The 23,613-nt window shown below is 73.6% G+C and carries 20 protein-coding genes and 1 tRNA gene; 10 read left to right on the top strand and 11 right to left on the bottom strand.

What is annotated here, in order from left to right:
* Positions 1-40 precede the first annotated feature (40 nt).
* The 5 genes from nrfD to HN031_RS07655 form a co-directional block, all read right to left on the bottom strand.
* Complete coding sequence (gene nrfD, locus HN031_RS07680; protein WP_172268488.1) at positions 41-1,102, bottom strand: NrfD/PsrC family molybdoenzyme membrane anchor subunit; 1,062 nt, start codon at positions 1,100-1,102, stop codon at positions 41-43.
* Entirely contained in the window at positions 1,099-2,028 is a 930-nt protein-coding gene (locus HN031_RS22260; RefSeq protein WP_172268485.1) for a 4Fe-4S dicluster domain-containing protein, read from the bottom strand. The genes nrfD and HN031_RS22260 overlap by 4 nt, the downstream gene beginning before the upstream one ends.
* Complete coding sequence (fdh, locus tag HN031_RS21450; RefSeq protein WP_322423727.1) at positions 2,025-5,405, bottom strand: formate dehydrogenase; 3,381 nt, start codon at positions 5,403-5,405, stop codon at positions 2,025-2,027. The genes HN031_RS22260 and fdh overlap by 4 nt, the downstream gene beginning before the upstream one ends.
* 85 nt (positions 5,406-5,490) lie before the next feature.
* A complete protein-coding gene (selD, locus tag HN031_RS07660; protein ID WP_367650688.1) occupies positions 5,491-6,531 on the bottom strand; it encodes a selenide, water dikinase SelD in 1,041 nt (346 codons plus the stop codon).
* 36 nt (positions 6,532-6,567) lie between these two features.
* Positions 6,568-7,335: an SDR family NAD(P)-dependent oxidoreductase gene (locus HN031_RS07655; RefSeq protein WP_172268476.1), complete on the bottom strand. Its 768-nt coding sequence runs from the start codon at positions 7,333-7,335 to the stop codon at positions 6,568-6,570.
* 83 nt (positions 7,336-7,418) lie between these two features.
* Between HN031_RS07655 and HN031_RS07650 the strand changes: the two genes are divergently transcribed.
* The 4 genes from HN031_RS07650 to ppgK all read left to right on the top strand — a co-directional run bounded on the left by HN031_RS07650 (position 7,419) and on the right by ppgK (position 11,435).
* Positions 7,419-7,513: transfer RNA gene (locus tag HN031_RS07650), tRNA-Sec, on the top strand.
* Positions 7,514-7,534: 21 nt separating this feature from the next.
* Positions 7,535-8,836 carry an L-seryl-tRNA(Sec) selenium transferase gene (selA, locus tag HN031_RS07645; RefSeq protein ID WP_172268473.1) on the top strand — a complete coding sequence of 434 codons (1,302 nt, stop codon included), beginning with the start codon at positions 7,535-7,537 and terminating at the stop codon, positions 8,834-8,836.
* Positions 8,836-10,572, top strand: coding sequence for a selenocysteine-specific translation elongation factor (selB, locus tag HN031_RS07640; RefSeq protein ID WP_172268470.1), 1,737 nt, complete (start codon positions 8,836-8,838; stop codon positions 10,570-10,572). The genes selA and selB overlap by 1 nt, the downstream gene beginning before the upstream one ends.
* Before the next feature lie 107 nt (positions 10,573-10,679).
* Entirely contained in the window at positions 10,680-11,435 is a 756-nt protein-coding gene (gene ppgK / locus HN031_RS07635) for a polyphosphate--glucose phosphotransferase (RefSeq protein WP_172268467.1), read from the top strand.
* 9 nt (positions 11,436-11,444) lie between these two features.
* Here the strand turns inward: ppgK and HN031_RS07630 are convergent, their stop codons facing one another.
* Positions 11,445-11,903 (bottom strand): MarR family transcriptional regulator, encoded by a 459-nt coding sequence (locus HN031_RS07630; RefSeq protein ID WP_172268463.1) that lies wholly within the window; start codon positions 11,901-11,903, stop codon positions 11,445-11,447.
* Positions 11,904-12,008: 105 nt separating this feature from the next.
* Between HN031_RS07630 and HN031_RS07625 the strand changes: the two genes are divergently transcribed.
* The gene (locus tag HN031_RS07625) at positions 12,009-14,126 is read left to right on the top strand and encodes an MMPL family transporter (RefSeq protein WP_172268460.1); all 2,118 of its coding nucleotides are present in this window, start codon (positions 12,009-12,011) and stop codon (positions 14,124-14,126) included.
* 308 nt (positions 14,127-14,434) lie between these two features.
* Here the strand turns inward: HN031_RS07625 and HN031_RS07620 are convergent, their stop codons facing one another.
* Positions 14,435-15,814, bottom strand: coding sequence for an NAD-dependent malic enzyme (locus tag HN031_RS07620; RefSeq protein WP_172268457.1), 1,380 nt, complete (start codon positions 15,812-15,814; stop codon positions 14,435-14,437).
* 139 nt (positions 15,815-15,953) lie between these two features.
* On the opposite strand from HN031_RS07620, the gene HN031_RS21940 reads away from it, so the two are divergent.
* The 4 genes from HN031_RS21940 to HN031_RS07600 all read left to right on the top strand — a co-directional run bounded on the left by HN031_RS21940 (position 15,954) and on the right by HN031_RS07600 (position 18,794).
* Entirely contained in the window at positions 15,954-16,520 is a 567-nt protein-coding gene (locus tag HN031_RS21940) for a potassium channel family protein (RefSeq protein WP_367650687.1), read from the top strand.
* Positions 16,517-16,921 (top strand): hypothetical protein, encoded by a 405-nt coding sequence (locus tag HN031_RS07610; protein WP_253943033.1) that lies wholly within the window; start codon positions 16,517-16,519, stop codon positions 16,919-16,921. The genes HN031_RS21940 and HN031_RS07610 overlap by 4 nt, the downstream gene beginning before the upstream one ends.
* A gap of 78 nt (positions 16,922-16,999) precedes the next feature.
* Positions 17,000-17,458: a DUF350 domain-containing protein gene (locus HN031_RS07605; protein ID WP_172268454.1), complete on the top strand. Its 459-nt coding sequence runs from the start codon at positions 17,000-17,002 to the stop codon at positions 17,456-17,458.
* A 58-nt stretch (positions 17,459-17,516) separates the two neighbouring features.
* Positions 17,517-18,794 (top strand): glutathionylspermidine synthase family protein, encoded by a 1,278-nt coding sequence (locus tag HN031_RS07600; protein ID WP_172268451.1) that lies wholly within the window; start codon positions 17,517-17,519, stop codon positions 18,792-18,794.
* Here the strand turns inward: HN031_RS07600 and HN031_RS07595 are convergent.
* The 4 genes from HN031_RS07595 to HN031_RS07580 are packed head-to-tail and all read right to left on the bottom strand — an operon-like array spanning position 18,791 to position 21,256.
* The gene (locus HN031_RS07595; RefSeq protein ID WP_172268448.1) at positions 18,791-19,816 is read right to left on the bottom strand and encodes a hypothetical protein; all 1,026 of its coding nucleotides are present in this window, start codon (positions 19,814-19,816) and stop codon (positions 18,791-18,793) included. The two genes, HN031_RS07600 and HN031_RS07595, sit on opposite strands and share 4 nt — an antisense overlap.
* Positions 19,813-20,301 (bottom strand): glutathione peroxidase, encoded by a 489-nt coding sequence (locus HN031_RS07590; RefSeq protein WP_172268445.1) that lies wholly within the window; start codon positions 20,299-20,301, stop codon positions 19,813-19,815. The genes HN031_RS07595 and HN031_RS07590 overlap by 4 nt, the downstream gene beginning before the upstream one ends.
* Positions 20,298-20,933, bottom strand: coding sequence for a nitroreductase family protein (locus HN031_RS07585; protein WP_172268442.1), 636 nt, complete (start codon positions 20,931-20,933; stop codon positions 20,298-20,300). The genes HN031_RS07590 and HN031_RS07585 overlap by 4 nt, the downstream gene beginning before the upstream one ends.
* Positions 20,934-20,959: 26 nt before the next feature.
* Positions 20,960-21,256: a biopolymer transporter Tol gene (locus tag HN031_RS07580; RefSeq protein ID WP_172268439.1), complete on the bottom strand. Its 297-nt coding sequence runs from the start codon at positions 21,254-21,256 to the stop codon at positions 20,960-20,962.
* A gap of 105 nt (positions 21,257-21,361) precedes the next feature.
* Here HN031_RS07580 and HN031_RS07575 point away from each other — a divergent pair, with 105 nt between their 5' ends.
* Complete coding sequence (locus HN031_RS07575; protein WP_172268436.1) at positions 21,362-23,554, top strand: glycoside hydrolase family 15 protein; 2,193 nt, start codon at positions 21,362-21,364, stop codon at positions 23,552-23,554.
* The last annotated feature ends 59 nt before the right edge of the window (positions 23,555-23,613 follow it).

Genomic DNA, 23,613 nt, shown 5'->3' with positions numbered 1-23,613 from the left:
TCGTCTCCTTCGCCCGTCCCCTCGGCTCTCCCCCAGGGGATCACTCGTGGTGCCGCACCGGTTCCCCGCGCTCGAGCCGCTCACGCTGGGGTACGACGGTGTACCTCGGGTCGCGCGCCGAGGCGATGCCCGCCTCGAAGACCCCCATCCGCGTGCACAGCGAGCCGGCCATCAGCGCCGCCCCCGACACGGCCGACAGCGCGCGGCTGCGCCGGCCCGCCACGGCGCCGACGGCGCCGGCGACGGTCAGGGTGATGCTGGCGCGCACCCAGCGGCCGGCGACCCCGTGGTGGAGGGTCTCGGCCGACAGGCCCATCGCCCGCTCCATCCGGCGCTCGGCCGCGAGCTCGACGAGGGCGCCGCCGACGGCGAAGGCGCGCGCCGGTCCGGCCTCGGCGAGCGGCGACCCGAGGAGGCCCAGGCCGCCCGACGCCGCCGCGGCCGACCCGCAGAAGACGAAGGACAGGTCCTCGTGGGCCGCGTGCCACGCCGGCGTCGCGGTGTCGGCCAGCAGCACCGCGGTGTACGCGGCGACCGGGGGCGCGGTGAGCGCGCCCGCCAGGCCGGCCGGTCGGCCGGCGGCCAGCAGCAGGCGGACCGGTCCGCCCTGCCACCGGCTCGGCAGCATCCCGGCCAGCTCGGCCGCCGACGCCAGCGCGGCGAACGGCCCGTGGATCGAGAGGATCCAGGTGCCGACCGACATCGGGGAGGTCAGCTTGGCGACCCGCAGCATGTTGAGGAAGCGGCTCGGCCGGCCCAGGTCGTGGACGAGGAAGCCGATGCTGGCCAGCAGGCCGCCGAGCGAGCCGAGCCGGGCCACGCGACGCAGGCCCGGGCGGCCCGTGAGGTCCGCGCCGGCTGCGAGCAGCGAGCTGCCGGCCGCGACGCCGCCGGTGAAGAGGTAGTAGGCGATGTCGTGCTCCCACGGAGCCGCCTTGACGATCGGGCGACCGTAGTAGGACGTGAAGTCGGCGTCGGGCACCATCGACTGCTCCGCGCCGCCACCGCGTCCGCGACGCTTCCCGCGCCGGTGGTCGCGCTCCCGCCCCGGGCTGCCACCGTGGGTGACCTCGACCGTCGGCTCGGACGTCGGCCGCGTCATCGCCGTCGCCCCAGGAACGACAGCGCGGCGCCGCCGATCATCGCGACCGCGGCCATCCCGGCCTTCTTGTACATGGCGGGCAGGTCCTTGGTGGTGACGACCGGGTCCGGCGGGAGCCCGTAGACCTCCGGCTCGTCGAGCAGCAGGAACATCGCCCCCGTGCCGCCGACGCCGTCGTCGGGGTCGTTGCCGTAGAGGCGCGCGTCCATGACGCCCTGCTCGTGCAGCGTCGCGACCCGCGCGCTCGCCCGCTCCCGCAGCTCCTCCACGTCGCCGTACTGGATGGACTCCGTCGGGCACGCCTGGGCGCACGCGGGCCGCTGGTCGTCGGTGAGCCGGTCGTAGCAGAGGGTGCACTTCTGGGCGATGCCGACCTTGGGGTCGCCCTCCGGCCCCTTGCGCCGGTCGATCACGCCGTAGGGACAGGCCGCGACGCAGTAGCCGCAGCCGTTGCAGATGTCGTCCTGCACCACGACGGTGCCGAACTCCGAGCGGAACAGCGAGCCGGTCGGGCACACGTCCAGGCAGGCGGCGTGGGTGCAGTGCTTGCAGACGTCCGACGACATCAGCCAGCGGAAGTCCGGCTTCTCCTCCTCCGCCACCCCGGTCGGGGCAGCGCCGACCGTCGGCATGCCGAGGTCGACCTGCTCGCGGGCGGGGCGCTGCGGGCGGCCCGCGGGCTGCTCGATGAACGCCACGTGCCGCCACTGGTTGGCGTTGAGCGAGTGGCTGTTGTCGTAGCTCGTCCCGAGCATCTCGTAGAGGTTCTCCGGGACGTCGTTCCACTCCTTGCAGGCGACCTCGCAGGCCTTGCAGCCGATGCACACGCTGGTGTCGGTGAAGAAGCCCTTGCGCTTCGGCGCGTCGACGTAGCCGGCGTCCCGTGCGGGGTCGAGCGGGCCGAAGAGGCTGTTGGGGCCGGTCACTGGTCCTCCTGCTGCTGCGGTGAGTGCTGGTCCTCGCCGTCCTGGGCGGCCGCCGACCGCTCCTGGGCGTCGGCGGAGGCGGTGACCACGACGTTGCCGCCGATGTCGAGGACGCCCGCCCGGCGGGCGTACCCCTCGACGTACTCGCGCAGCTCGGGACCGGTGGGACGACGTCCGGGACGGACGTCGCAGGTGCCGACCTTGCTCTCCTGGATCAGCACGTTGGGGTCGAGCGAGATGCCGAACAGGTCGTTGGCCGAGTCACCGCTGACCAGGCCGCCCTGACCCCAGTGGTAGGGCAGCCACACCTGGTGCACGGTCCGGTCCTCCACGCGCAGCGGCCGCAGCCGCTCGGTGACCATGACCCGGCCCTCGACCGCCGAACGGGCCGTCACCACGTGGCACCAGCCCATGTGCTCGAGCCCGCGCTCGCGGGCCAGCTCCGGGGACACCTCGATGAACATCTCCGGCTGCAGCTCGGCGAGGTGCTGGACGTAGCGGCTCATCGCACCGGCCGTGTGGTGCTCGGTGAGCCTGCTGGTGGTGAAGACGTAGGGGAAGACCTCGGCCGCCCCCGGCTCCCGGGGGTCCGGGTTCAGCGGGTTGTCGGCGCGGCGGTACTCCTTGCGCGTCGGGTTGCCCTGCTGGCCGTGGAGGAGGTTGCGGAACGGCGACTCGACCGGCTCGTAGTGGGTGGGCATCGGCCCGTCGATCAGTCCCTGCGGCGCGTAGAGCGCACCCTTCCCGTCGCCCTGCATGATGAACGGGTCGATGCCCTCGATGGCCGCGACGCCGTCGGATCCCTCCGGGGCGCGGTAGGACGGCGGCTTCTTCTTCTCGAAGTCCGGCACGTCCTTGCCGGTCCACTCGCCGTTCTCCTCGTCCCACCAGACATAGGCCTTGCGCTCGCTCCACGGCCTGCCCTCGGGGTCGGCCGAGGCGCGGTTGTAGAGCAGCCGCCGGTTCATCGGCCAGGCCCAGCCCCACTCCGGGGCGACGTAGGACTGGTCGTGGCGCGACGTGCGGCGCGCGGCCTGGTTGACGCCGTCGGCGTAGACGCCGCTGTAGATCCAGCAGCCACCCATGGTGGAGCCGTCGTCCTTCATCTCCGCGAAGCCCGACAGCGGCCGACCGGTGGCGATCTCGTAGCCGTTGATCTCCTTGAGGACGGCCTCGGCGCTGGGCTCGCCCCAGCCGGACGAGGCCTCCTCGCCGTGCACGGGGTAGTCCCAGTTGAGGTCCAGCAGCGGTCGGTCGCGCTCGTCGGTGGACTCCGCCAGCCGCTCCCGCATCATCCGGCCGAGGTGGTAGAAGAACCACAGCTCCGAGCGGGCGTCGCCCGGCGGCTCGACGGCCTTCTCCCGCCACTGCAGCATCCGCTGGGTCTGCGTGAAGGTGCCCTCCTTCTCCACGTGGGAGGCGGCGGGGAAGAGGAACACCTCGGTGCGGCACTCCTCCGGCACGATCTCGCCGGTGGCGACCTCCGGCGAGTCCTTCCAGAACGTCGCGCTCTCGATCTCGAAGAGGTCGCGGACGACCACCCAGTCGAGGTTGGCCATGCCGAGCCGTTGCGCGCGGCCGTGGGCAGATCCGACGGCCGGGTTCTGCCCGAGGAGGAAGTAGCCCTGCACCTTGCCGTCGATCATGTCGAGCACCGTCCGGTAGGTGCCGTGGTCGCCGGTGATCTTGGGGACGTAGTCGAAGCAGAAGTCGTTCTCGGGCGTCGCCGCGTCCCCCCAGTAGGCCTTGAGCAGGTTGACGCCGTAGGCGCCCGCGTTGGACCAGAAGCCCTTGCTGCCGGGGTTGCGGACGCTGTCGATCCAGTCGGTGAGCGTCTGGTGGCTCTCCGCGTTCGGCATGGGCAGGTAGCCGGGGAGGATGTTGAAGAGCGTCGGGATGTCGGTGGAGCCCTGGATGCTGGCGTGGCCGCGGAGCGCCATGATCCCACCGCCGGGGCGGCCCATGTTGCCCAGGAGCAGCTGGAGGATCGCACCCGCCCGGATGTACTGCACGCCGACGCTGTGCTGGGTCCAGCCGACGCTGTAGACGAGCGCGGTGGTCCGCTCGCGGCCGGAGTTCTCCGTCCAGGCCCGGCACACCTCGAGGAAGTCCTCCTGCGAGACGCCGCAGATCTGCTCGACGACCTCGGGGGTGTAGCGGGCGTAGTGACGCTTCAGCACCTGGAAGACGCACATCGGGTGCTGCAGCGTCTCGTCGCGGGGCGGGTGGCTGCCGACCTGCATGCCGTGCGACTCGTTCTGCATGCCGGCGGCGGTGTTGCGCTGCTCTGCGGTGTCCCCGGCGTCGTCGGCCTGGGCCGGGCCCAGCTCGCCGTCCTCGTCCTCCTGCGCGAACTGCCAGCTCGTCGGGTCGTAGGTGCGCGACTCGGCGTCGAACCCGGAGAACAGCCCGTCGAGGTCGTCGACGTCCTCGAACGCGTCACTGACGATGTTGGCCGCGTTGGTGTAGCTGACGACGTACTCGCGGAAGTCGAGCTCGTTCTGCAGGACGTGGTTGATGATCCCGCCGAGGAACGCGATGTCGCTGCCGACCCGGATCGGGACGTGCTGGTGCGCCAGCGCGCTGGTGCGGGTGAACCGGGGGTCCACGTGGATGATCCGGGCGCCGCGCTTCTTGGCCTCCATGACCCACTGGAAGCCCACGGGGTGGGCCTCGGCCATGTTGGAGCCCTGGATGACGATGCAGTCAGCCTCCGCCAGGTCCTGCTGGAACCCGGTGGCGCCGCCGCGTCCGAAGCTGGTCCCCAGACCGGGGACGGTGGCGGAGTGTCAAATACGCGCCTGGTTCTCGATCTGGATGGCGCCCATCGCCGTGAAGAGCTTCTTGATGAGGTAGTTCTCCTCGTTGTCCAGCGTGGCGCCGCCGAGGCTGGCGATGCCCATCGTGCGCCGGACCTTGCGGCCGTGCTCGTCGATGTCCTGCCAGCTGTCCTTGCGCGACCTCAGCACGCGGTCGGTGACCATCTCCATCGCCGTGTGGAGCTCGAGGTCCTGCCACTCCGTGGCGTACGGCGCCCGGTAGCGGACCGTCGTCTGGCGGAGGTCGCTCGTGACGAGGTTCTTGCTCGCCGAGCCCTTGGGGCACAGCCGCCCGCGGTTGACCGGGCTGTCGGGGTTGCCCTCGATCTGGACGACCTTCTCGTCCTTGACGAAGACCTTCTGGGCACAGCCCACGGCGCAGTAGGGGCAGACGCTGTGCGCCACCCGGTCGGCGCTCGTGGTGCGCGGCACCACCTCGTCGGTGCGCTTCGAGCGCACCGAGCGGCCGCGGCCGAGGATGTCGCCGTCGGCGAGCTGGCGCAGGACCGGCCACGGCAGCAGCGACCGCTTGGTGCGTCCTGCCTTCTCCGTCGTCACCCGAGCCTCCTGGTGGACCGTCGTCCGGTGCCTGCGGCCGACCCTACGACTGCCGGCGACCCCGTGCACCGCCCCCCGGGGTGGGTCAGCGGACCGTGAGCAGCGCGTCGCGCGCCGGCACGACCTCGCCGATCACCGGGTGACCCGGGAGCTCCCCGACCACCAGGAGCCCGCCCGACGTCTGGGCGTCGGCGAGGAGCACCAGCTCGTCCTCGTCGACGGAGGCGTCGAGGTGCTCGCGGACCCAGTCGAGGTTGCGCCGGCTGCCGCCGGGCACGAACCCCTCGGCGAGCGACTCGCGCGCCCCCGCGACGTAGGGAACCGCCGCGGCGTCCACCACGGCGGAGGTGCCGCTGGCCCGCATCATCTTCATCAGGTGGCCGAGCAGCCCGAACCCGGTCACGTCCGTCGCGGCCCGGACGCCGGCGGCGAGCGCCTGCTCCGACGCCTCGCGGTTGAGCGCGCTCATCACGGCGACCGCCTCCTCGAAGCGCTCTCCCGTCGCCTTGTGCCGGTTGTTGAGCACACCGAGCCCGAGCGGCTTGGTGAGGGTGAGCGGCAGCCCGGGACGCGCCGCGTCGTTGCGGAGCAGCCTGTCGGGGTCGCCCAGGCCGGTGACCGCCAGGCCGTACTTCGGCTCCGGGTCGTCGATGCTGTGACCGCCGGCGAGGTGGGTGCCGGCCGCCGCGCACGCCTCCGCGCCGCCCCGCATCACCTCGGCGGCGAGCTCGAACGGCAATCGGTCACGCGGCCAGCCGAGCAGGTTGACCGCGACCACCGGCGTGCCACCCATCGCGTAGACGTCGGACAGCGCGTTGGTCGCGGCGATCCGGCCCCAGTCGTAGGGGTCGTCGACGACCGGCGTGAAGAAGTCGGTGGTGAGGATGACGACCCGGCCCGTGCCGTCCGCAGCCGGGTGGATGCGCACGGCCGCGGCGTCGTCACCGTGCTCGACGCCGACGACGAGGTCGCCCTCCCGCTCGCCGGCGTCCGGCACGGGCCCGGTCGCGCGGCCGCCGGTCAGGCCGCCCAGGACCCGCTCGAGCTCGCCGGGCGGGACCTTGCAGGCGCAGCCGCCGCCCGCGGCGTACTGGGTGAGTCGGACCGTGGCGTTCATGCGAGCCACGGTACGACGCCGCAGGGTCGGCTCGGGCGTGGGCGGCTACCAGGCGATCGTCCCGGAGGCGTCATGGAACCCGCCCGTCTCGAGGTCGCCGGTCACGACGTCGGCGACCACCTCGGCGGCTTCTGCCGGTGACGTGGGTGCGGCTGCCCTGTTGGCCGCTCCGGCGAGGTCGGTGCGGACCCAGCCGGGGCACACGGAGCTGACGCGGATCCCGTCGCCCCTCAGCGCCTTGGCCATCGCGACGGTGACCCCGTTCAGGGCGGCCTTCGACGTCTGGTAGGCCGGCAGCACCATCGAGTGGTAGGGCGATCGAGGATCGCCCTGGTCCGTGAGCGATCCCATCCTGCTCGACACGTTGACGATGCGGGCGTCGGCCGACACGCGGAGCAGCGGCAGGAACGCCTGCGTCGTGCGCACGGCGCCGAACAGGTTCACGTCGAACGTGTGTCGGAACAGGTCCGCGTCCATGGGCTGCGCCGCGTCCGGCGCGGTCGCCTCCGGCAGGATGCCGGCGTTGTTGACGAGGACGTCGAGGCGCCCGTGGCTGCGGCGTACCTCCTCCGCGGCCTCGGTGACGCTGTCCTGCGACGTCACGTCGAGGACGACGGGGTCGGCCCAGTGACCGGCCGCCCGGAGGTCGCGGCAGGCGTCCTCGGCGTCGCGCGACCGACGGGCGGCGACCAGCACGCCATACCCACGCTGGGCCAGGGCGGTCGCCACGGCGCGACCCAGACCGCGGTTGGCGCCGGTGACGAGGACGAGGGGACGGGGGCTCGGGTGCGTGTGGTCGTGCTCGGTGTCCATGCCCCTCATCGTGGGCGCAACGGCCACCGGGTTCCGGCGGGCATCGGACATCGCGTTCGGCTCCCCATGGTTAGGGTGGACGCGGAGGCGGTTCTCGTCTGGTGACGGACGCGGTCCTCAAAACCGTTGTGGCCCAGCACCTGGGCCAGGCGGGTTCGATTCCCGTCCGCCTCCGCCAGTCGTGAGCACGGGAGGGTGTGTGGCGGATCCGAGACGGGCCGTTCCGCGCACCGACCTGCTCCTCGCCGATCCGCGGCTGCGCGAGGCGGCCGGCCGGCTCGGGCCCGACCTCGTCAAGGCCGCGGTCGTGGCCGCCCAGGACCGGTGCCGCGCCGGTGAGGTCGCTCCCGACGACGTGGCCGACGCGGCCGTGGCGTCCCTCCCGGCCGGTGCCGCGTCGATGCGCCGGGTGCTCAACGCGACGGGCGTCCTGGTCCACACCAACCTCGGCCGGGCACCGCTCTCCGCGGCGGCGGTCGAGGCGGTGCGCACGGCCGCCGGCTCCACCGACGTCGAGCTCGACCTGGCGACCGGCCGGCGCGGGCGACGGGGCCGCGGCGCTCTCGCGGCACTGGCCGCCCGGGTCCCGGCGGCCGGCGGCGTGCACGTGGTCAACAACGGCGCGGCCGCACTGGCGCTGGTCACCCGCGTCCTGTGCCGCGACGGCGGCAGCGTCGTGATCGCGCGCGGCGAGCTGGTCGAGATCGGTGACGGCTTCCGGATCCCCGAGCTGATGGAGTCCGTCGGGGCCCGGCTGCGCGAGGTCGGGACCACCAACCGGGTGCGCCTGGCCGACTACGCCGCCGCGGTCGACGACGACACCGCGTTCGTGCTCAAGGTGCACCCGTCCAACTTCACCGTCCGGGGCTTCACCTCGTCGGTGGACGTGCGCGAGCTGGCGACCCTCGGGGCGACCGTGGTCGCCGACATCGGCTCCGGCCTGCTCGCGCCGCACCACCGCCTGCCCGACGAGCCGGACGCCGCCACCGCGCTGCGGGCCGGCGCCGACCTCGTCACCGCCTCGGGCGACAAGCTCCTGGGCGGGCCTCAGGCCGGACTTCTTCTGGGACGCGCCGACCTCGTCGAGCGACTCCGGCGCGACCCGTTCGCCCGCGCCCTGCGGGTGGACAAGCTGACCCTCGCCGCGCTGGAGGCGACGCTCGCCGGACCGGTGCCGCCCGTCCCGGCCGCGCTGGCGCGGGACGTGGCGGTCCTGCGGCAGCGTGCGGAGGCGGTGGTGGCCGGGCTCCCGGCCGCGCTGGGAGCAGCGGTCGTCGACACCCGCGCCGCCGTCGGTGGCGGCGGTGCCCCCGACGTGGTGCTGCCCAGCGTCGCGGTCGCGCTCCCCGAGGGGCTCGCGCTGCCGCTGCGCACCGGCGAGCCGCCCGTGGTGGGCCGGGTCGAGCGCGGCCGGCTGCTCCTCGACCTGCTCGCCGTCCCGCCCGAGGAGGACGGCGACCTCGCCGACGCCGTACGACGCGTGGCCGGCGAGCCGGTCTGATGCACGTCGTCGCCACCGCGGGTCACGTCGACCACGGGAAGTCCACCTTGGTCGAGGCACTCACCGGGACCCACCCCGACCGCCTCGAGGAGGAGCGGCGCCGCGGCCTCACGATCGAGCTGGGCTACTGCTGGACCGAGTGGGCCGACGTCGGCGAGGTGGCCTTCGTCGACGTGCCCGGCCACGAGCGCTTCCTCACCACCATGCTCGCGGGCGTGGGCCCGGTGCCGGCGGCGCTGCTCGTCGTCGCGGCGGACGACTCGTGGATGCCGCAGGCGGCCGAGCACCTCGCGGCGCTCGACGCGCTGGGCGTGCGGCACGCCGTCGTGGCGGTCACCCGCTCCGACCTCGCCGATCCCTCCGCGGCGCTCGCGCGGGCGTCCGCCGAGGTCGCGCGGACCGGGCTCGCGGGCGCGCCGGTCCTGCCGGTGAGCGCCCGCACCGGCCGAGGCCTCGACGACCTCCGCTCCGCGCTGGCGGCGATGGTGGCCGCGCTGCCCGCGCCCGACCCGGCCTCCGACGTGCGGCTGTGGGTCGACCGCCGGTTCGCGGTCCGCGGCAGCGGCACCGTGGTCACCGGCACCCTGCCCGCCGGGACCGTCCGGCCCGGCGACTCCCTGGCCTTGGGCGAGGAGGTGCTGCGTGTCCGCGGCGTGCAGGCCCTGGGCCGCGACCGGGCGGAGGTCAGCGGGGTCGCCCGCGTCGCCCTCAACGTCTCCGGCCGCACCGACGCGCTCGAGCGCGGCAGCGCGCTCGTCACGCCCGACGCCTGGCACCACACCCGCGTCGTCGACGTACGCCTGACCGGCCCCGGCGAGCCGCCCACCGCCCCGATGCTGCACGTGGGAGCGGCCGACGTGACGACCCACTGCCGCCCGCTCGGCGACTCCCTCGTGCGGCTCACCCTCGACCGCCCACTCCCGCTCCGCGTCGGCGACCGCGCGGTGCTGCGCGACCCGGGCCGCCGGCTGCTGTGGGGCGCCGACGTGCTGGACCCCGACCCGCCGCGGCTGCGGCGACGCGGGGCCGCCGTACGACGCGCGCGGCAGCTGGCCACCGGCTCGCCCGGGCTGGCCGGCGAGCTCGAGCGCCGTGGGCTGGTGCACGCCGACCGGCTGCGTCGTCTGGGGATCGCCCGCGAGGACGCCGGCCAGCTCGAGGTCGGCCCCTGGCTGGTCTCCCCCGCGCTGGCGCAGGCCCTCGCCGACCGGGTGCCCTCGCTGGTGGAGGAGCACGCCCGCGCCCACCCGCTCGACCCGGGCGTCCCGCTGGCCGTGCTCGCCACGCGGCTGCGGCTGCCCTCGTCCGAGCTGGTCCGCGCGGTGGTGCGGGCGCCGCTGCGCATCGCCGAGGGGCGGGTGGTCGCCCCGGGTGGCGGAGGCCTGCCCGAGGCCGTGCAGCGCGGCGTCGACGCCGTACGACGCGACCTGGCGTCCTCGGCGTTCGCGGCGCCGACCGCCGACCGGCTCCGCGAGCTGGGCCTCGACGAGCGGGCCCTCGGCGCGGCGGACCGGGCCGGGCTCCTGCGGCGCCTCGGCAGCGGGATCGTGCTGCTGCCGGACGCCCCCGACCGGGCGGTGGACCTGCTGGGGACGCTCGACCAGCCGTTCACCACCAGCGCGGCCCGCGAGCGGCTGGGCACCACGCGCCGCGTCGTCCTGCCGCTGCTCGAGCACCTCGACCGCGCCGGCCGCACCCGACGGCTGCCGGACGACCGGCGTCAGGTCGTCGGCTGACCGGCAGCGCCGCGTCGGTCGACACGGGCTCTCTCGGTCAGGCGCCGGATCTCACCGGCGTGTCGCCCCCGTCACACCTGCGCGGGGCTGCCGATAGGTTGTGCGCCATGGAGCACCCCTTCGGCATCGACTTCGGCGGCACCGGCATCAAGGGCGCGCCCGTCGACCTCGCGATCGGCGACTTCGCGCACGACCGGGTCCGCATCGACACGCCCAAGCCGGCCACCCCGCAGGCCGTGGCCGGGGTGTTCGGCCAGATCATCGGCAACTTCGAGGCGGCCACGACCCCGGTCGGGGTGACGGTGCCGGGCATCGTGCGCCGCGGCGTGGTGATGTCGGCCGCCAACATCGACAAGTCCTGGATCGGCGAGGACGCCGACGCGATCTTCACCGAGGCCCTCGGCCGTGAGGTCCACGTCGTCAACGACGCGGACGCCGCCGGTCTGGCGGAGGCGGAGTACGGCGCCGCCAAGGGCCGCAAGGGCCTGGTCATGGTCATCACGCTCGGCACCGGCATCGGCTCCGCGCTGATCTGGGACGGCCAGCTCGTGCCCAACTCCGAGATGGGACACCTCGAGATCGACGGGGACGTCGCGGAGGTCCGCGCCGCGACGAGCGCCCGCGAGCGCGAGGGGCTGTCCTGGCAGGACTGGTCCGTGCGGCTCACCACCTACTTCCGCCACCTCGAGCGCCTCTTCACCCCCGACCTGTTCGTGGTCGGCGGTGGGGTGAGCAAGTCGTGGGAGAAGTTCGGCCACCTCATCCAGGTCGACACAGAGATGGTGCCGGCGACCCTGCAGAACCGGGCCGGCATCGTCGGCGCCGCGCTCGTCGCGCACCGCAAGGCCGGCCAGGAGGACTGACCGGTCGGGTCAGCCCTCCAGCACCTGCTCGAACGCCTCGACGGCTCCCCGCAGGTAGCGCTCGACGACCGCGCGCTCCTCGTCGGTGAACCCCCGGTCGAGCCGGTCGAGGGAGACGAACATCGGCAGCAGGTGGGAGACCACCTCGCGCCGGCCGGAGTCGGTCAGCACCAGCTCCGTGCGCCGGCGGTCCGCGGCGTGCGGGCGCCGCTCGACGTGCCCGCGCGAGACCAGGCGGTCCACGATGCCGGTCGCCGCGGCCGTGGACACCTCGAGCCGGCGGGCGACCTCGGCCGGCCCGATCTGCTCGCGGCTCAGGTGCTCGAGCGTCACCAGCTCCGTGTCGCTGATGCCGGCCCGCCGGGCGACCACGTGGTTGACCCGGGCGCCCGTGCTGACCAGGTCGCGCAGGGCGGTGAGCGCACCGGACTCGTCCCAGCCGGGGCGGGGCTCCTGGGGTGCGGTCACGGCTGGTCCTCCTCGGGCGATGCGTCAGGGCTTGCGGGTCCGCGGCAAAATCGCTAACTTACTTAGCAATCTACCTCGTGAACCACCTGATCGTAAGGACCTCTCGTGCCCGGTCACCAGTCCCCTGCTCCCGCCCGCGTCATCGCGGGGCGTCGTACGGCGTGGGTCGTGGCCCTCGTCCCGCTGTTCCTGGCCATCGCCGCGATCCTCTTCGTGCCCGAGGGCGAGCGCGAGACCACGGCCACCGACACGCTGCCCGCCGGCGCCGACAGCACGCTGGCGGTCGAGCTCGCCGAGCAGCTGCCGGACGACGAGGGCCAGGTCGCCATCGTGCTCTGGACCGCCGACTCCGGTGAGCTCGACCAGGGCGCGCAGGGGGACCTGACCCAGCAGGCGGTCCGGCTGCTGTCGGAGGCCGGCGGCGGCCAGGGCGCGCCCGAGGGCGACCGCCCGGGCGAGGCACCGGGCGGGCAGCAGGGTGGCGCAGGCCAGCAGTCCCCCCTCGTCGTCGCCGAGGACGGCACCGCCGCCTTCGTCGCGGTGCCGGTCACGTCGTCCTCGGCCACCGACAACATCGACCGGGTCGAGGAGCTGCGTGAGCAGCTGCGCGACGACGCGCCCGAGGGTGTCACGGTGGAGGTCACCGGGCCGGCCGGGATCCAGGCCGACATCGGCCAGGTCTTCGACGGTGCCGACATCCGGCTGCTCGGCGCCACGGCGGCCGTGGTGGCGATCCTGCTGATCATCACCTACCGCAGCCCGGTGCTGTGGCTGGTGCCGTTGACCGTCGTCGCCGTGGCCGACCGCTTCGCCGCGATCGCCGCCACCAACGTGCTGGAGCTGACCGGCCTCGCCTGGGACGAGTCGACGGTCGGGATCCTCAGCGTCCTGGTGTTCGGCGCGGGCACCGACTACGCCCTGCTGCTCATCTCGCGCTACCGCGACGAGCTGAAGACCACCGAGTCCCGCCACGTCGCGATGGCGCACGCCCTCACCCGCACCACCGAGGCGGTCCTCTCGAGCGCCACGACGGTCGTGCTCGGCGTGCTGACGCTCCTCCTCTCGGCCATCCCGACGACCCGCGGCCTCGGCGCCGCCTGCGCGGTCGGCATCGTCGTGGCGGCGACCTTCGCCCTGGTCGTGCTGCCTGCCGCCCTCGTGCTCTTCGGGCGCTGGGTGTTCTGGCCGCGCGTGCCCCACGTCGGCGACGCCGTCCTCATCGACTCGCGCGGCGTGTGGCGCCGGGTGGGCGACGCCGTGGCACGACGTCCGCGCACCTTCGTCGTCGGCACCGTCGCCGGGCTGGCACTGCTGGCCGTCGGCACGACGTCCATCACGACCGGCCTCGACCCGGCCGACCAGTTCCTCCAGCGCCCCGAGGCCATCTCGGCGGCCGAGCGGCTTGGCGAGTCCTTCCCCGCCGGCACCAGCGACCCGGTCCAGGTGGTCACCCGGGACGACCCCGAGCAGGTGCTCGGCGTTGTCGAGGGCGTCGACGGCGTCGACTCCGCCCGCGTGACGACCAGCGGCGACGGCATCGCCCGCATCGACGCCGTACCCGACGCGGAGCCCGGCAGCGACGCCGCGCAGGGCGTCGTCGTGGACGTCCGCGCGGCCGTGGCCGACTTCACCGACACCCACGTCGGCGGCGGTGACGCGGAGGCCCTCGACGCCAAGGACTACGCCGCCAGCGACCGGCTCACGATCCTCCCGCTCATCCTGCTGCTGGTGCTGGGCGCGCTCTTGCTGCTGCTCCGCTCGATCGTGGCGCCACTGCTCCTGGTCGCCACCGTCGTCGCGACGTACGCCGCGAGCATGGGCGCGTCGTGGTGGCTGTTCCAGACGGTGTTCGGCTTCGAGGCGATGGACACCGGCGTGCCGCTGCTGGCGTTCCTGTTCCTCGTCGCGCTGGGCGTCGACTACAACATCTTCCTCGTCACCCGGGCCCGCGAGGAGGCGGCCGAGCACGGCACCCGCACCGGCATGCTGCGCGCCCTGACCGCCACCGGCGGGGTGATCACCAGCGCCGGCATCCTGCTCGCGGCGGTCTTCGCGGTGCTCGGCGTGCTGCCGCTCGTCGTGCTCGCCCAGCTCGGCGCGATCATCTTCGTCGGCGTGCTGCTCGACACCCTCGTGGTCCGCACCGTGCTCGTCCCGGCGCTCGCGCTGACCCTCGGCGAGACGTTCTGGTGGCCCCGGAAGGTGCGGAGCGACGGGGCCTGAGACGCGCGGACGTCATGGCGGCGGGCGGCTCGGGCGACCGGCTGCGGGTTTCCCCGCATATGCGGGGAAACCCGAACTTCTGGGGGCGTACACACCCCCACAAGCTCGCAATCGCCTCGAGGAGTTCGGCCCCAGGGCTCTCCCGGACCAGCCACCACGCTTGGGGCGATCCGCGGGGTCGTCATGGCGGAGGGCTGCCCCGGCGACCAGCACCCATGACGTCCCGGTACGACGTCATGGCGGGCGGCTGCCCAGGCGACCGCCGCCCATGACGTCGCTCAGCAGCGAGCGCCCTCAGCAGAGAGCCCTCAGCCCTCCCGGCCGCTGATCGCCGACGCCACCCGCTTGGTCACGTCGGGGTGGAAGACGCTGGGGATGATGAAGGACGGGTGCAGCTCCTCGGGCTTCACCGTGTCGGCGATGGCCTGGGCCGCGCGGAGCAGCATGTCGATCGTCACCTCGTCGGCGCCGGCGTCGAGCAGGCCGCGGAACACGCCGGGGAAGGCGAGGACGTTGTTGATCTGGTTGGGGTAGTCCGAGCGCCCCGAGGCCACGACGGCGGCGTACTTGTCGGCCTCGGCCGGGTCGATCTCCGGGTCGGGGTTGGCCAGGGCGAAGACCACCGGCTTGTCCGCCATCGTCGGCAGCCACTCGGGGTCGAGGATGCCCGGTGCGGAGACGCCGACGAAGACGTCGGCACCGACGAGCACGTCCTGCAGCGAGCCGGTGGCGCGGCGCGGGTTGGTGGCGGAGGCCAGCTCGGTGTGGGCGGCTGACAGCGACCCGTCGCCCTCGGCCAACGCCCCCTCGCGGTCGACGACCACGACGTCCTGGGCGCCCGCGGCGAGCAGCAGCGTCACGATCGCCGTACCAGCGGCACCGGCGCCCGAGACCACGATCCGCACGTCGGTCAGCTGCTTGTCGACGCAGCGCAGCGCGTTGGTGAGGGCGGCCAGCACCACGATCGCGGTGCCGTGCTGGTCGTCGTGGAAGACCGGGATGTCGAGCGACTCGCGCAGCCGGGCCTCGATCTCGAAGCACCGGGGCGCGGCGATGTCCTCGAGGTTGATGCCGCCGAAGCCCGGGGCGATCATCTCGACCGCCCGGACGATCTCGTCGGTGTCCTGGCTGGCCAGGCAGATCGGCCAGGCGTCGATGTCGGCGAAGCGCTTGAACAGCGCGGCCTTGCCCTCCATCACCGGCATCGCGGCGCCCGGGCCGATGTTGCCGAGGCCGAGCACCGCCGAGCCGTCGGTGACGACGGCGACGGAGTTGCCCTTGATGGTGAGCTTGCGGACGTCCTCGGGGTTGTCGTGGATCGCCATGGACACCCGGCCGACGCCCGGCGTGTAGGCCATCGAGAGGTCGTCACGGGTGCGCAGCGGCACCTTGGAGGTGACCTCGATCTTGCCGCCGAGGTGCAGCAGGAACGTCCGGTCGCTGACCTTGTGGACGGCCACGCCCTCCACCTCGGCGACCGAGGCGACGAGCTCCTGGCTGTGCGTGGCGTCCGCCGCGGAGCAGGTCACGTCGACGGTCAGGCGGTCGTGGCGCGAGTCGGCGACGTCGATCGCGGTCACCACCCCGCCGTTGCGCGCGATGGTCGTCGCGACAGCGCCGACGACGCTGTGGTCGGGAGCGGTGTACAACCGCATGGTGATCGAGTACGACGATGCGGTTGCTGCCATGCCCCAGACCCTCCCCCTCCGGCGGGGTTACGCACAAGTCACGTCGCGCACGGCCGGTCAGTAGGCTCGGAGTCGGCACGTGTGCCGACGCTCCCTCCGGGGAACCCGTAGTCCGGCCCGGAAGCGAACGGAGGGTGCCGTGGCAGAGACAGACGTCGACGAGGCGGACGCCGTCGTCGCTCGACGCGTGGGCTTCGTCACCCGACCCCTGCGGGCGCTGGTCAACGCGCCGCACCTGCTGGTCGTGCTGGTCCTCGCGATCTGGGTCGGCTGCTCGCTCGCCTACTCCGCGCTCGAGGACAAGGGCCCGGTCGAGGGGCTGTGGTGGGGCATCGTGACCGGCTCGACCGTCGGCTACGGCGACTTCTACCCCGCGACCACGGCGGGCCGCGCGGTCGGCGCCGTCCTCATCGTGTCGATGCTCGTCTTCGTGCCGATCGCCATCGGCCACGTCATCGCCAACCTGGTGCACGACAAGGAGTCGCTCGCGGTGGCGACCGTGCTCGAGGACGTGCACGAGCGCATCGACCGCCTCGAGCACCTCACCCTCGCCTCGCTGGAGTCCCAGCACGGCCGCGCGTGGCTCGAGCAGCAGCTCGCGGCCTACGACGCCGCCGACGCGGCACGCACCGACGTCGCCGAGGAGATGCTCGCCATGTTCGCCCGCAAGAACGACCCCATGGACCCTTCCGGAGGACCCCGATGACCACCGCAGCACGCCGGCCCGTACGCCGCCGCATGAGGTCCACGAGCGTCGCGCTCGGGATCACCGCGGTGATGGCGTCCAACCTGACCGGGTGCTCCTCCTCCAGCGCCGACTACGCCGCGGTGTGCGTCGACCCGGAGACCCAGGAGCGCGTCGACGACGACCAGTGCGACGACGACCGGGACTACAACGGGGCCGGCACCGGCTTCTTCTGGTACTACCTCGGCGCCCGCGCGCTCGTCCCGTCGATCGGCCAGACCGCGACGGGCGGCACCTTCCGCGGCAGCACCCTCAACGGGACCGTGCAGCGCGGCGGCCTCCCGACGACCGGCGGCTCGACCGTGAGGTCCAGCACCACCAAGGGCGGGTTCGGCGGCAGCAGCCGCGGCTTCGGCGGCTGACCCGCCGCCGCCCAGCCACCCCGACCCCCGCACGCCCGACGTACGCCCTCCGGCCACCACCGCCCACCAGGAGAACCCGTGTCCGACCTGATCACCGCCCTGCTGCACGCCGTCGCGTACGCCCTCGTCGGCGGCGCGATGCTCGTCGTCGCCTACTACGTGCTCGACCTGGCCACCCCCGGCCACCTCGGCACCCACCTGCGCGGGGTCGACGAGAACGGCGTCGAGTCGGTGCACGCCCACTCCCGCTCGGCGGGCGTCGTCACGTCTGCCTGGCTGGTCTCGAACGCGCTGGTCATCTTCACCGCGATCTGGACCAACGGCGAGACCTCGCTCGGGTGGGCGCTGGGCTGGACGGTGTCCTTCGCGGTCCTGGGCATCGTGCTCAACACGGTGATGTTCTTCGCCGTCGAGGCGATCACGCCGGGCAACCTGCGCCGGATCGTCACCGAGCCCGGCCCGGTCCGTCCGCTGGCCTACGTCGCCGCGTCGGTCGCGCTGTCGGTCGGCGCCATCGTCTGCGCCAGCATCGCGTGAGCGGGTCCCCCGCGATGTGGTCCCCCACGATGACGTCCCGCGTGCGGAGGGCCGCCTGATGTGGCGGCACCGCTCCCGCCCCCGCCCCGACTGGCGCACCACCGTCGTCGAGCAGGGCCTGGTCTTCCCGACCACGCCCCGGCCCGACGGCTCGGAGCTGCCCTACTGGAACGAGGAGGCGTGGTACGAGCTGACGATGGAGGAGGTCGAGCTCCTCGAGGCCGCCACCGAGGAGCTGTGGGAGATGTGCCTGCAGGCCGTCTCGCACATGGCCACGACGATGACCGACCAGCGCCTCGGCCTGCCCGCCGGCACGCTCGACGTGGTGCGACGCTCCATCGCCGACGGTGACCCCGCGCTCTACGCGCGCTTCGACCTCGCCTACGGCGCCGACGGCTCGGTCAAGATGCTCGAGATCAACGGCGACACCCCCACCGGCCTCGTGGAGACCGGCGTCATCCAGTGGCGCTGGATGGAGGACGTGATGCCGGAGATGGACCAGTGGAACTCCGTGCACGACCGCCTCGTCTCCGGCTGGCGCAAGCTGCGCCGCTCGGGCCACTTCCCGGGCCAGCAGCTGCACCTGCTCTACGACCTCGGCGAGGAGGACAGCTACGACGGCGGCGAGATGGAGATGACCGTCGGCTACCTCATGGACACCGCGGTCCAAGCCGGGTGGATCGCGCTCGCGCACCCGATGGCGGAGGTCGGCTGGAACCCCGACGCGCGGGAGTACCGCGACGTCCACGACGACCCGGTCCGCACCGCCTTCAAGCTCTACGCCTGGGAGCAGATGCTGGCCGAGCCGTTCGGCCGCTTCATCGTGGACCGGGCCGAGCGGATCCCGACGAAGTGGATCGAGCCGGCCTGGAAGGTGCTGCTCAGCACCAAGGCGCTGCTGCCGGTGCTCTGGGAGCTCTACCCGCGCCACCGCCTGCTGCTGCCGGCGTACTTCGACGAGCCGCGCGAGCTCGAGCGCTGGGTGGCCAAGCCGCTCCACGGCCGGGAGGGCGACAACATCCGGATCCACCTCGACGACATGCTCGAGGACGTGGTGATGCCCGGCGACTACGGCGCCGAGGGCTTCGTCTACCAGCAGTACACCGACCTGCCGAGCTTCGAGGGCAACCGCGTGGTGCTCGGGTCGTGGATCGTCGACGGCGAGGCGGCCGGGGTGCTGGTGCGCGAGTCCGACGGGATGGTGACCGACTACTTCTCCCGCGTCGCACCGCACGTCATCAGCGACGGCCTCGCCCCCACCGAGGCGCAGGTCGCGCAGTGGCTCGCCGAGCGGGTCGGCCCCGACGCACCCACGCTGCCGGGGCAGGGGCGCTAGCGCACGACCGAGTCGGTGATCGTCCGGCTCGCACCGAGGAAGAAGATCCCCGGGATCGTCTCGAAGCCCTCGCTCGGGTTGTCGGTCAGCGTCGAGCCGCGCACCGTCAGGGTGCCGGTGCGGTCGTTGGAGACGAAGAAGATCGCGCCGCCGCCCTCGCGCGCGTGGTTGCCGGTGATCGTGGAGTCCTCGACCGTGAGGTGGATGGCGTCGCCGTCGAGGTAGATGGCACCGCCCGACCCGCCGCCGGGCGTCCCGGGTCGCGCCGGGTTGGCCCCGCGTCCGACGGCGCGGTTGTCGGAGAACGTCGAGGACACGACGCGCCACGAGACGCCGATGCTGCTCAGCGCGGAGCCGTTGCTGCACCGGCCGCCGGTGAAGCTCGAGCGGCGTACGACGACGGGGCGGTCGCGGTGCTGGTCGAGCACCCGGACGGCGCCGCCTCCGAGGTCGGGGCCGGTCGGGTCGCAGCGGTTGCCGGCGAACTGCGAGTCCACGATGCGCAGCCGGCCGCCGCGGACGAAGATCGCGCCGCCGCCCCCGCCGTCGGTGGTCTCACCGGTCGCGTCGCCGTCGACGAAGCGCATCCGCCTGACCACCAGCCGGGGCTCGGCCTGGTCGTTGCAGTGCGACGTCGTCCACACCTGCGCGCGGTCGCAGGTGTTCATGTAGAGGATGCGGCGCCGGCCCTGGCCGCTCAGGGTGACCAGGCCGCCGCCGTCGAGCACGACCTTCGCGGAGGTGTTGACCACCTTCGCGGTCTTCTTCATCGCGATCGTGACCGGCTGGGGTCCGCAGTCGAAGGCGACCACGCCGCCCCTGGCCACGGCGCGGACCACGGCCCGCGAGGTGCAGGAGGCGGGGGTGCCGGAGCCGACGACCGTGTCGGCCTGCCGGGTGGCCGGGGCGTCGATCCGGGCACGGGTCTCGGCACGGGCCTCGACGGCGCTCGCCGTCGCAGGAGCCACCAGGCCCGCGACCGCGGCCAGGACCGCAGCGGCGACGGCGCCGGCCCGGGTCACTGCCCCGCCCCGAGCGCCTTCTCGATGTCGTCGGCCAGCTTCTCCGGCTCCGTCGTCGGCGCGTAGCGCTCGATGACCTGCCCGTCGCGACCGACGAGGAACTTGGTGAAGTTCCACTTGATCTTGCTGCCGAGCATGCCGCCCTTGGAGTCCTTCAGCCAGCCGAACAGGGGGTGCTGGCCCGAGCCGTTCACCTCGACCTTCGCGAAGAGCGGGAAGGTGACCCCGAAGTTGCGCTCGCAGAAGTCCGAGATCTCCGCCTCGTCGCCGGGCTCCTGGCCGCCGAACTGGTCGCACGGGAAGCCGAGGACCACCAGGCCGCGCTCCGCGTAGGTGTCGCAGAGCTGCTGGAGGCCCTTGTACTGCCCGGTGAACCCGCACTGCGAGGCGGTGTTGACCACCAGCACGACCTTGCCGGCGTACTGCGAGAGGTCCGCGTCGGTCCCGTCGATGGCGACCGCCGAGAAGTCGGAGAGAGTAGTCATGACGCCGAGTCTGCCAGTCCGTCCGGGATCGGCAGCTCGCCGAAGCGGCCGCCGAAGGCCCACCCGCCCAGCGGGCGCCGCACCCGGTCGCGGTGGTCGCGCGCCGCGGTGCGCTCGTCGACGTCAGCGGGGTCGCCCTGCACGCCGACGGCGATGCCGGTGAGCAGCCGGTGGGTGGGGGGTACGCCGAGCGCGTCGGCGAGCGCGTCGTGGTCGAAGCCGGCGAACTGGTGGGCGTGCAGCCCCATCGCGCGCGCCTGGAGGGTCAGGTGGGCCGCGGCCTGGCCGACGTCGTGCAGGGCGTAGTCGCTGTAGGCCGGGGCGTCCGGCTCGGCGCCGGTGCGGACGTGGGCCGCCGTCACGAAGACCACCGAGGCCCGCGACACCCAGCCGGAGTTGCCCCGGCTGAGCGCGGCGACGAGCCGGTCGTGGTTGGCCGTGCCGGGCACGCACACGAAGAACAGCCACGGCTGGCTGTTGCCCGCGCTCGGCGCCCACTGGGCGGCGCGCAGCAGGGTCTCGACCTCCTCCGGGGTCAGCCGGTGGGAGTCGTCGTACACGCTCACGCTGAAGCGCGACCGCAGCGGCTCGGCGAGGTTCTCGGCGCCGGGCTGGGGGGCTTGGGGGGTCACCCGGCGAGTATCCCCGCCGTTCGTGATCACTTGTCGAGGGCGTCCAGCTCGGCCAGCGCGGACTCCCAGCGCTCGCGGCGCTCGGCGTCGCTCTGCTCCCACCAGGCGGTGCCGCGCTCGCCGAGGCCGACCTTGGCCAGCTGGGTGCGGTGCCGGGTGGCCGCCAGCTCCGCGTCGTCCGCGGCCGTGCGGACCCCTGAGCGTCCGCGCCCGAGGTGCGACTTGAGCCGGGCCAGCTCGTCGTCGGGGATCGAGGGATCCGTGCGCCGCCAGCGCCGGCCGTCGACCACCAGCCACTTCTCGTCCTCGGTCGGCTCGTCCACGCCACCAGTCTGCTGCCGCCCCGCGTCCGGCCGGGCACCCGCCGGGGTGTGGCTGCGGCGTCCCGGGGCGAGTACGACGGGAGGAACCGACTCCCGGAGGCCCCCATGCCCCTGCGTACCCTCATCGGCCCCACCGCCCTCGCCCTGGTGGCCACCGCCCTGGTCGCTCCGTCCTCCGCTGCTGCTGGTCCTGCCGTGGACGACGCGCCGGCGCGCGGGACGAAGAGCCAGTGGACTGAGGCCGACAAGGCGGGGTTCGGCACCGCCCGGACCCGGCGGAGCAACGTCTGGTTCACGCTCCAGGACGGGCGGGTGAGCGAGGTCTTCCACCCCGACCTCTCCACGCCGAGCACCCGCAGCCTCGAGCTCGTGGTCACCGACGGGCGCACGTTCACCGACCTGGAGACCGAGGACGTCGACGTCGTCACGACCCGCCCCGACGAGCGGAGCCTCCGCTTCCGGCAGGTCGGCACCGCGACGTCCGGCCGCTACCGGATCACGAAGACCTTCGTCACCGACCCGCGGCGGGACGCGCTCGTCGTACGGGTCCGCCTGGAGTCCCTCGACGGCGGCCACTACCGCCTGTACGCCGTCCACGACCCGGCACTGGCCAACTCCGGCATGGACGACTCGGGCCGCTCGGGCCGGGACGGACTGGTGGCGACCGACCGCTCCGAGCCGGTCGCCTCCGCCCTGGTGTCCCGGCCGCGGTTCGGCCGCACCAGCACCGGTGTCCTCGGCCGCGACGACGGCTGGACCGACCTCGAGGGCGACCACCGCCTCGACGACGGCGGGCGCCGCGCCGGTCCCGGCAACGTCGTGCAGACCGGCCGGGTCAGCGGCATCACCGGCCTGCCGGGCGAGCAGCGCGCGACGCTGGTCCTCGGCTACGGCACCGACGGGCGCGACGCGCTGCGCACCGCCACGGCGAGCGTGCGCTCCGGGGCCCGCGCGACCGCCGCGCGCTACGACCGCGGCTGGCACCGCTACGTCCGCTCGCTGAAGCGGGTCCCCGACAGCGCGGCCGGCGTGCGGGCGCAGTACCTCGCCTCCGCGCTCGTCCTCGCCGCGGCGGAGGACAAGCTCAACCCGGGCGCGCTGGTCGCGTCGCCGTCGGCCCCGTGGGTCTGGGGCGACGAGGTCAAGGACCTCTCCTCGCCGTCGGGCGCCTACCACCTGGTCTGGTCGCGTGACTCCTACCAGTTCGGCACCGCGCTGTGGGCGATGGGCGACAAGGCGGCCGCGCGTCGGTCGGTCGACTGGCTCTTCGACGTCCAGCAGCAGCCCGACGGCTCCTTCCCGCAGAACTCCGACGTCGAGGGCACGCCGGTGTGGTCGGAGCTCCAGCTCGACGAGGTCGCGCTGCCGATCGTGCTGGCCCACCTCGTCGGCCGCGACGGCCCCCGCACCTACCGGGGCGTCAAGAGGGCGGCGAACTTCCTGGTGCGCTTCCGCGACGAGGAGACCGGCCGCCGGGCGCCGTACTCCCCGCAGGAACGCTGGGAGAACCAGTCGGGCTACTCCCCCAACTCGATCGCCACCCAGGTCGCCGGCCTCGTCTGCGCCGCCGACATCGCCCGCCGCAACGGCGACCGGGCCTCGGCGCGGCGCTGGCTCCGGCTCGCCGACCGCTGGCACGCCAAGGTCAAGGACTGGACGGTCACGACGACCGGCCCGCTGAGCGAGGCGCCGTACTTCCTGCGCATCACCAAGGACGGCCGCCCGGACAGGGGCACGGAGTACGCGATCGGCGACGGCGGGCCGTCCGAGGTCGACCAGCGCCGCGTGGTCGACCCCAGCTTCCTCGACCTGGTGCGCCTGGGCCTGCTCCCACCGGAGGACCGCGACGTTGTCTCCACCCTCGCCGTCGTCGACGCGGACCTGCGCGTCGAGACGCCCAACGGCCCCTACTGGCACCGCTTCAGCTTCGACGGCTACGGCGAGACCCTCGACGGCGGGCAGTGGGAGATCACCGAGGACGACACCGGCACCACGCTGGGTCGCGCGTGGCCGCTGCTCACCGGCGAGCGCGGCGAGTACGCCGTCACCGCTGGCCAGGACGCGACGGTCCACCTCGCCGCCATGGCCGCGGCCGCCGGCAGCAGCGACATGATCTCCGAGCAGGTCTGGGACGGTCGGGCGCCCACCGGCGAGGCGTGCTGCCCCGCCGGCGAGGGCACCCGCGCCGCGACCCCGCTCACGTGGTCGCACGCCGGGCTGGTGCGGCTCGCCTGGACCATGGAGCGCGGCACACCGGTGGACCAGCCGGACGTGGTGGCGAGGCGCTACCTGCGCTGACGGCCGTCCGCGGGAACGCGGAAGATCCGAGTCACCCGGTGGCTCGGATCTTCCGCGTT

The sequence above is a fragment of the Nocardioides sp. zg-1308 genome, from assembly GCF_013155375.1.
Lineage (GTDB): Bacteria > Actinomycetota > Actinomycetes > Propionibacteriales > Nocardioidaceae > Nocardioides > Nocardioides renjunii.
The sequence above is the reverse complement of the archived record's forward strand: the minus strand, read 5'-3'. Positions and strand labels throughout refer to the sequence as shown.

What these genes read in the sequence shown, in the direction of transcription:
- HN031_RS07655 (WP_172268476.1), bottom strand. Translation starts at nt 7,335, where the DNA reads ATGGACACCGAGCACGACCACACGCACCCGAGCCCCCGTCCCCTCGTC.
- HN031_RS07620 (WP_172268457.1), bottom strand. Translation starts at nt 15,814, where the DNA reads ATGGCAGCAACCGCATCGTCGTACTCGATCACCATGCGGTTGTACACC.
- HN031_RS07610 (WP_253943033.1), top strand. Translation starts at nt 16,517, where the DNA reads ATGACCACCGCAGCACGCCGGCCCGTACGCCGCCGCATGAGGTCCACG.
- nrfD (WP_172268488.1), bottom strand. Translation starts at nt 1,102, where the DNA reads ATGACGCGGCCGACGTCCGAGCCGACGGTCGAGGTCACCCACGGTGGC.
- ppgK (WP_172268467.1), top strand. Translation starts at nt 10,680, where the DNA reads ATGGAGCACCCCTTCGGCATCGACTTCGGCGGCACCGGCATCAAGGGC.
- HN031_RS07600 (WP_172268451.1), top strand. Translation starts at nt 17,517, where the DNA reads ATGTGGCGGCACCGCTCCCGCCCCCGCCCCGACTGGCGCACCACCGTC.
- selB (WP_172268470.1), top strand. Translation starts at nt 8,836, where the DNA reads ATGCACGTCGTCGCCACCGCGGGTCACGTCGACCACGGGAAGTCCACC.
- HN031_RS07575 (WP_172268436.1), top strand. Translation starts at nt 21,362, where the DNA reads ATGCCCCTGCGTACCCTCATCGGCCCCACCGCCCTCGCCCTGGTGGCC.
- HN031_RS07590 (WP_172268445.1), bottom strand. Translation starts at nt 20,301, where the DNA reads ATGACTACTCTCTCCGACTTCTCGGCGGTCGCCATCGACGGGACCGAC.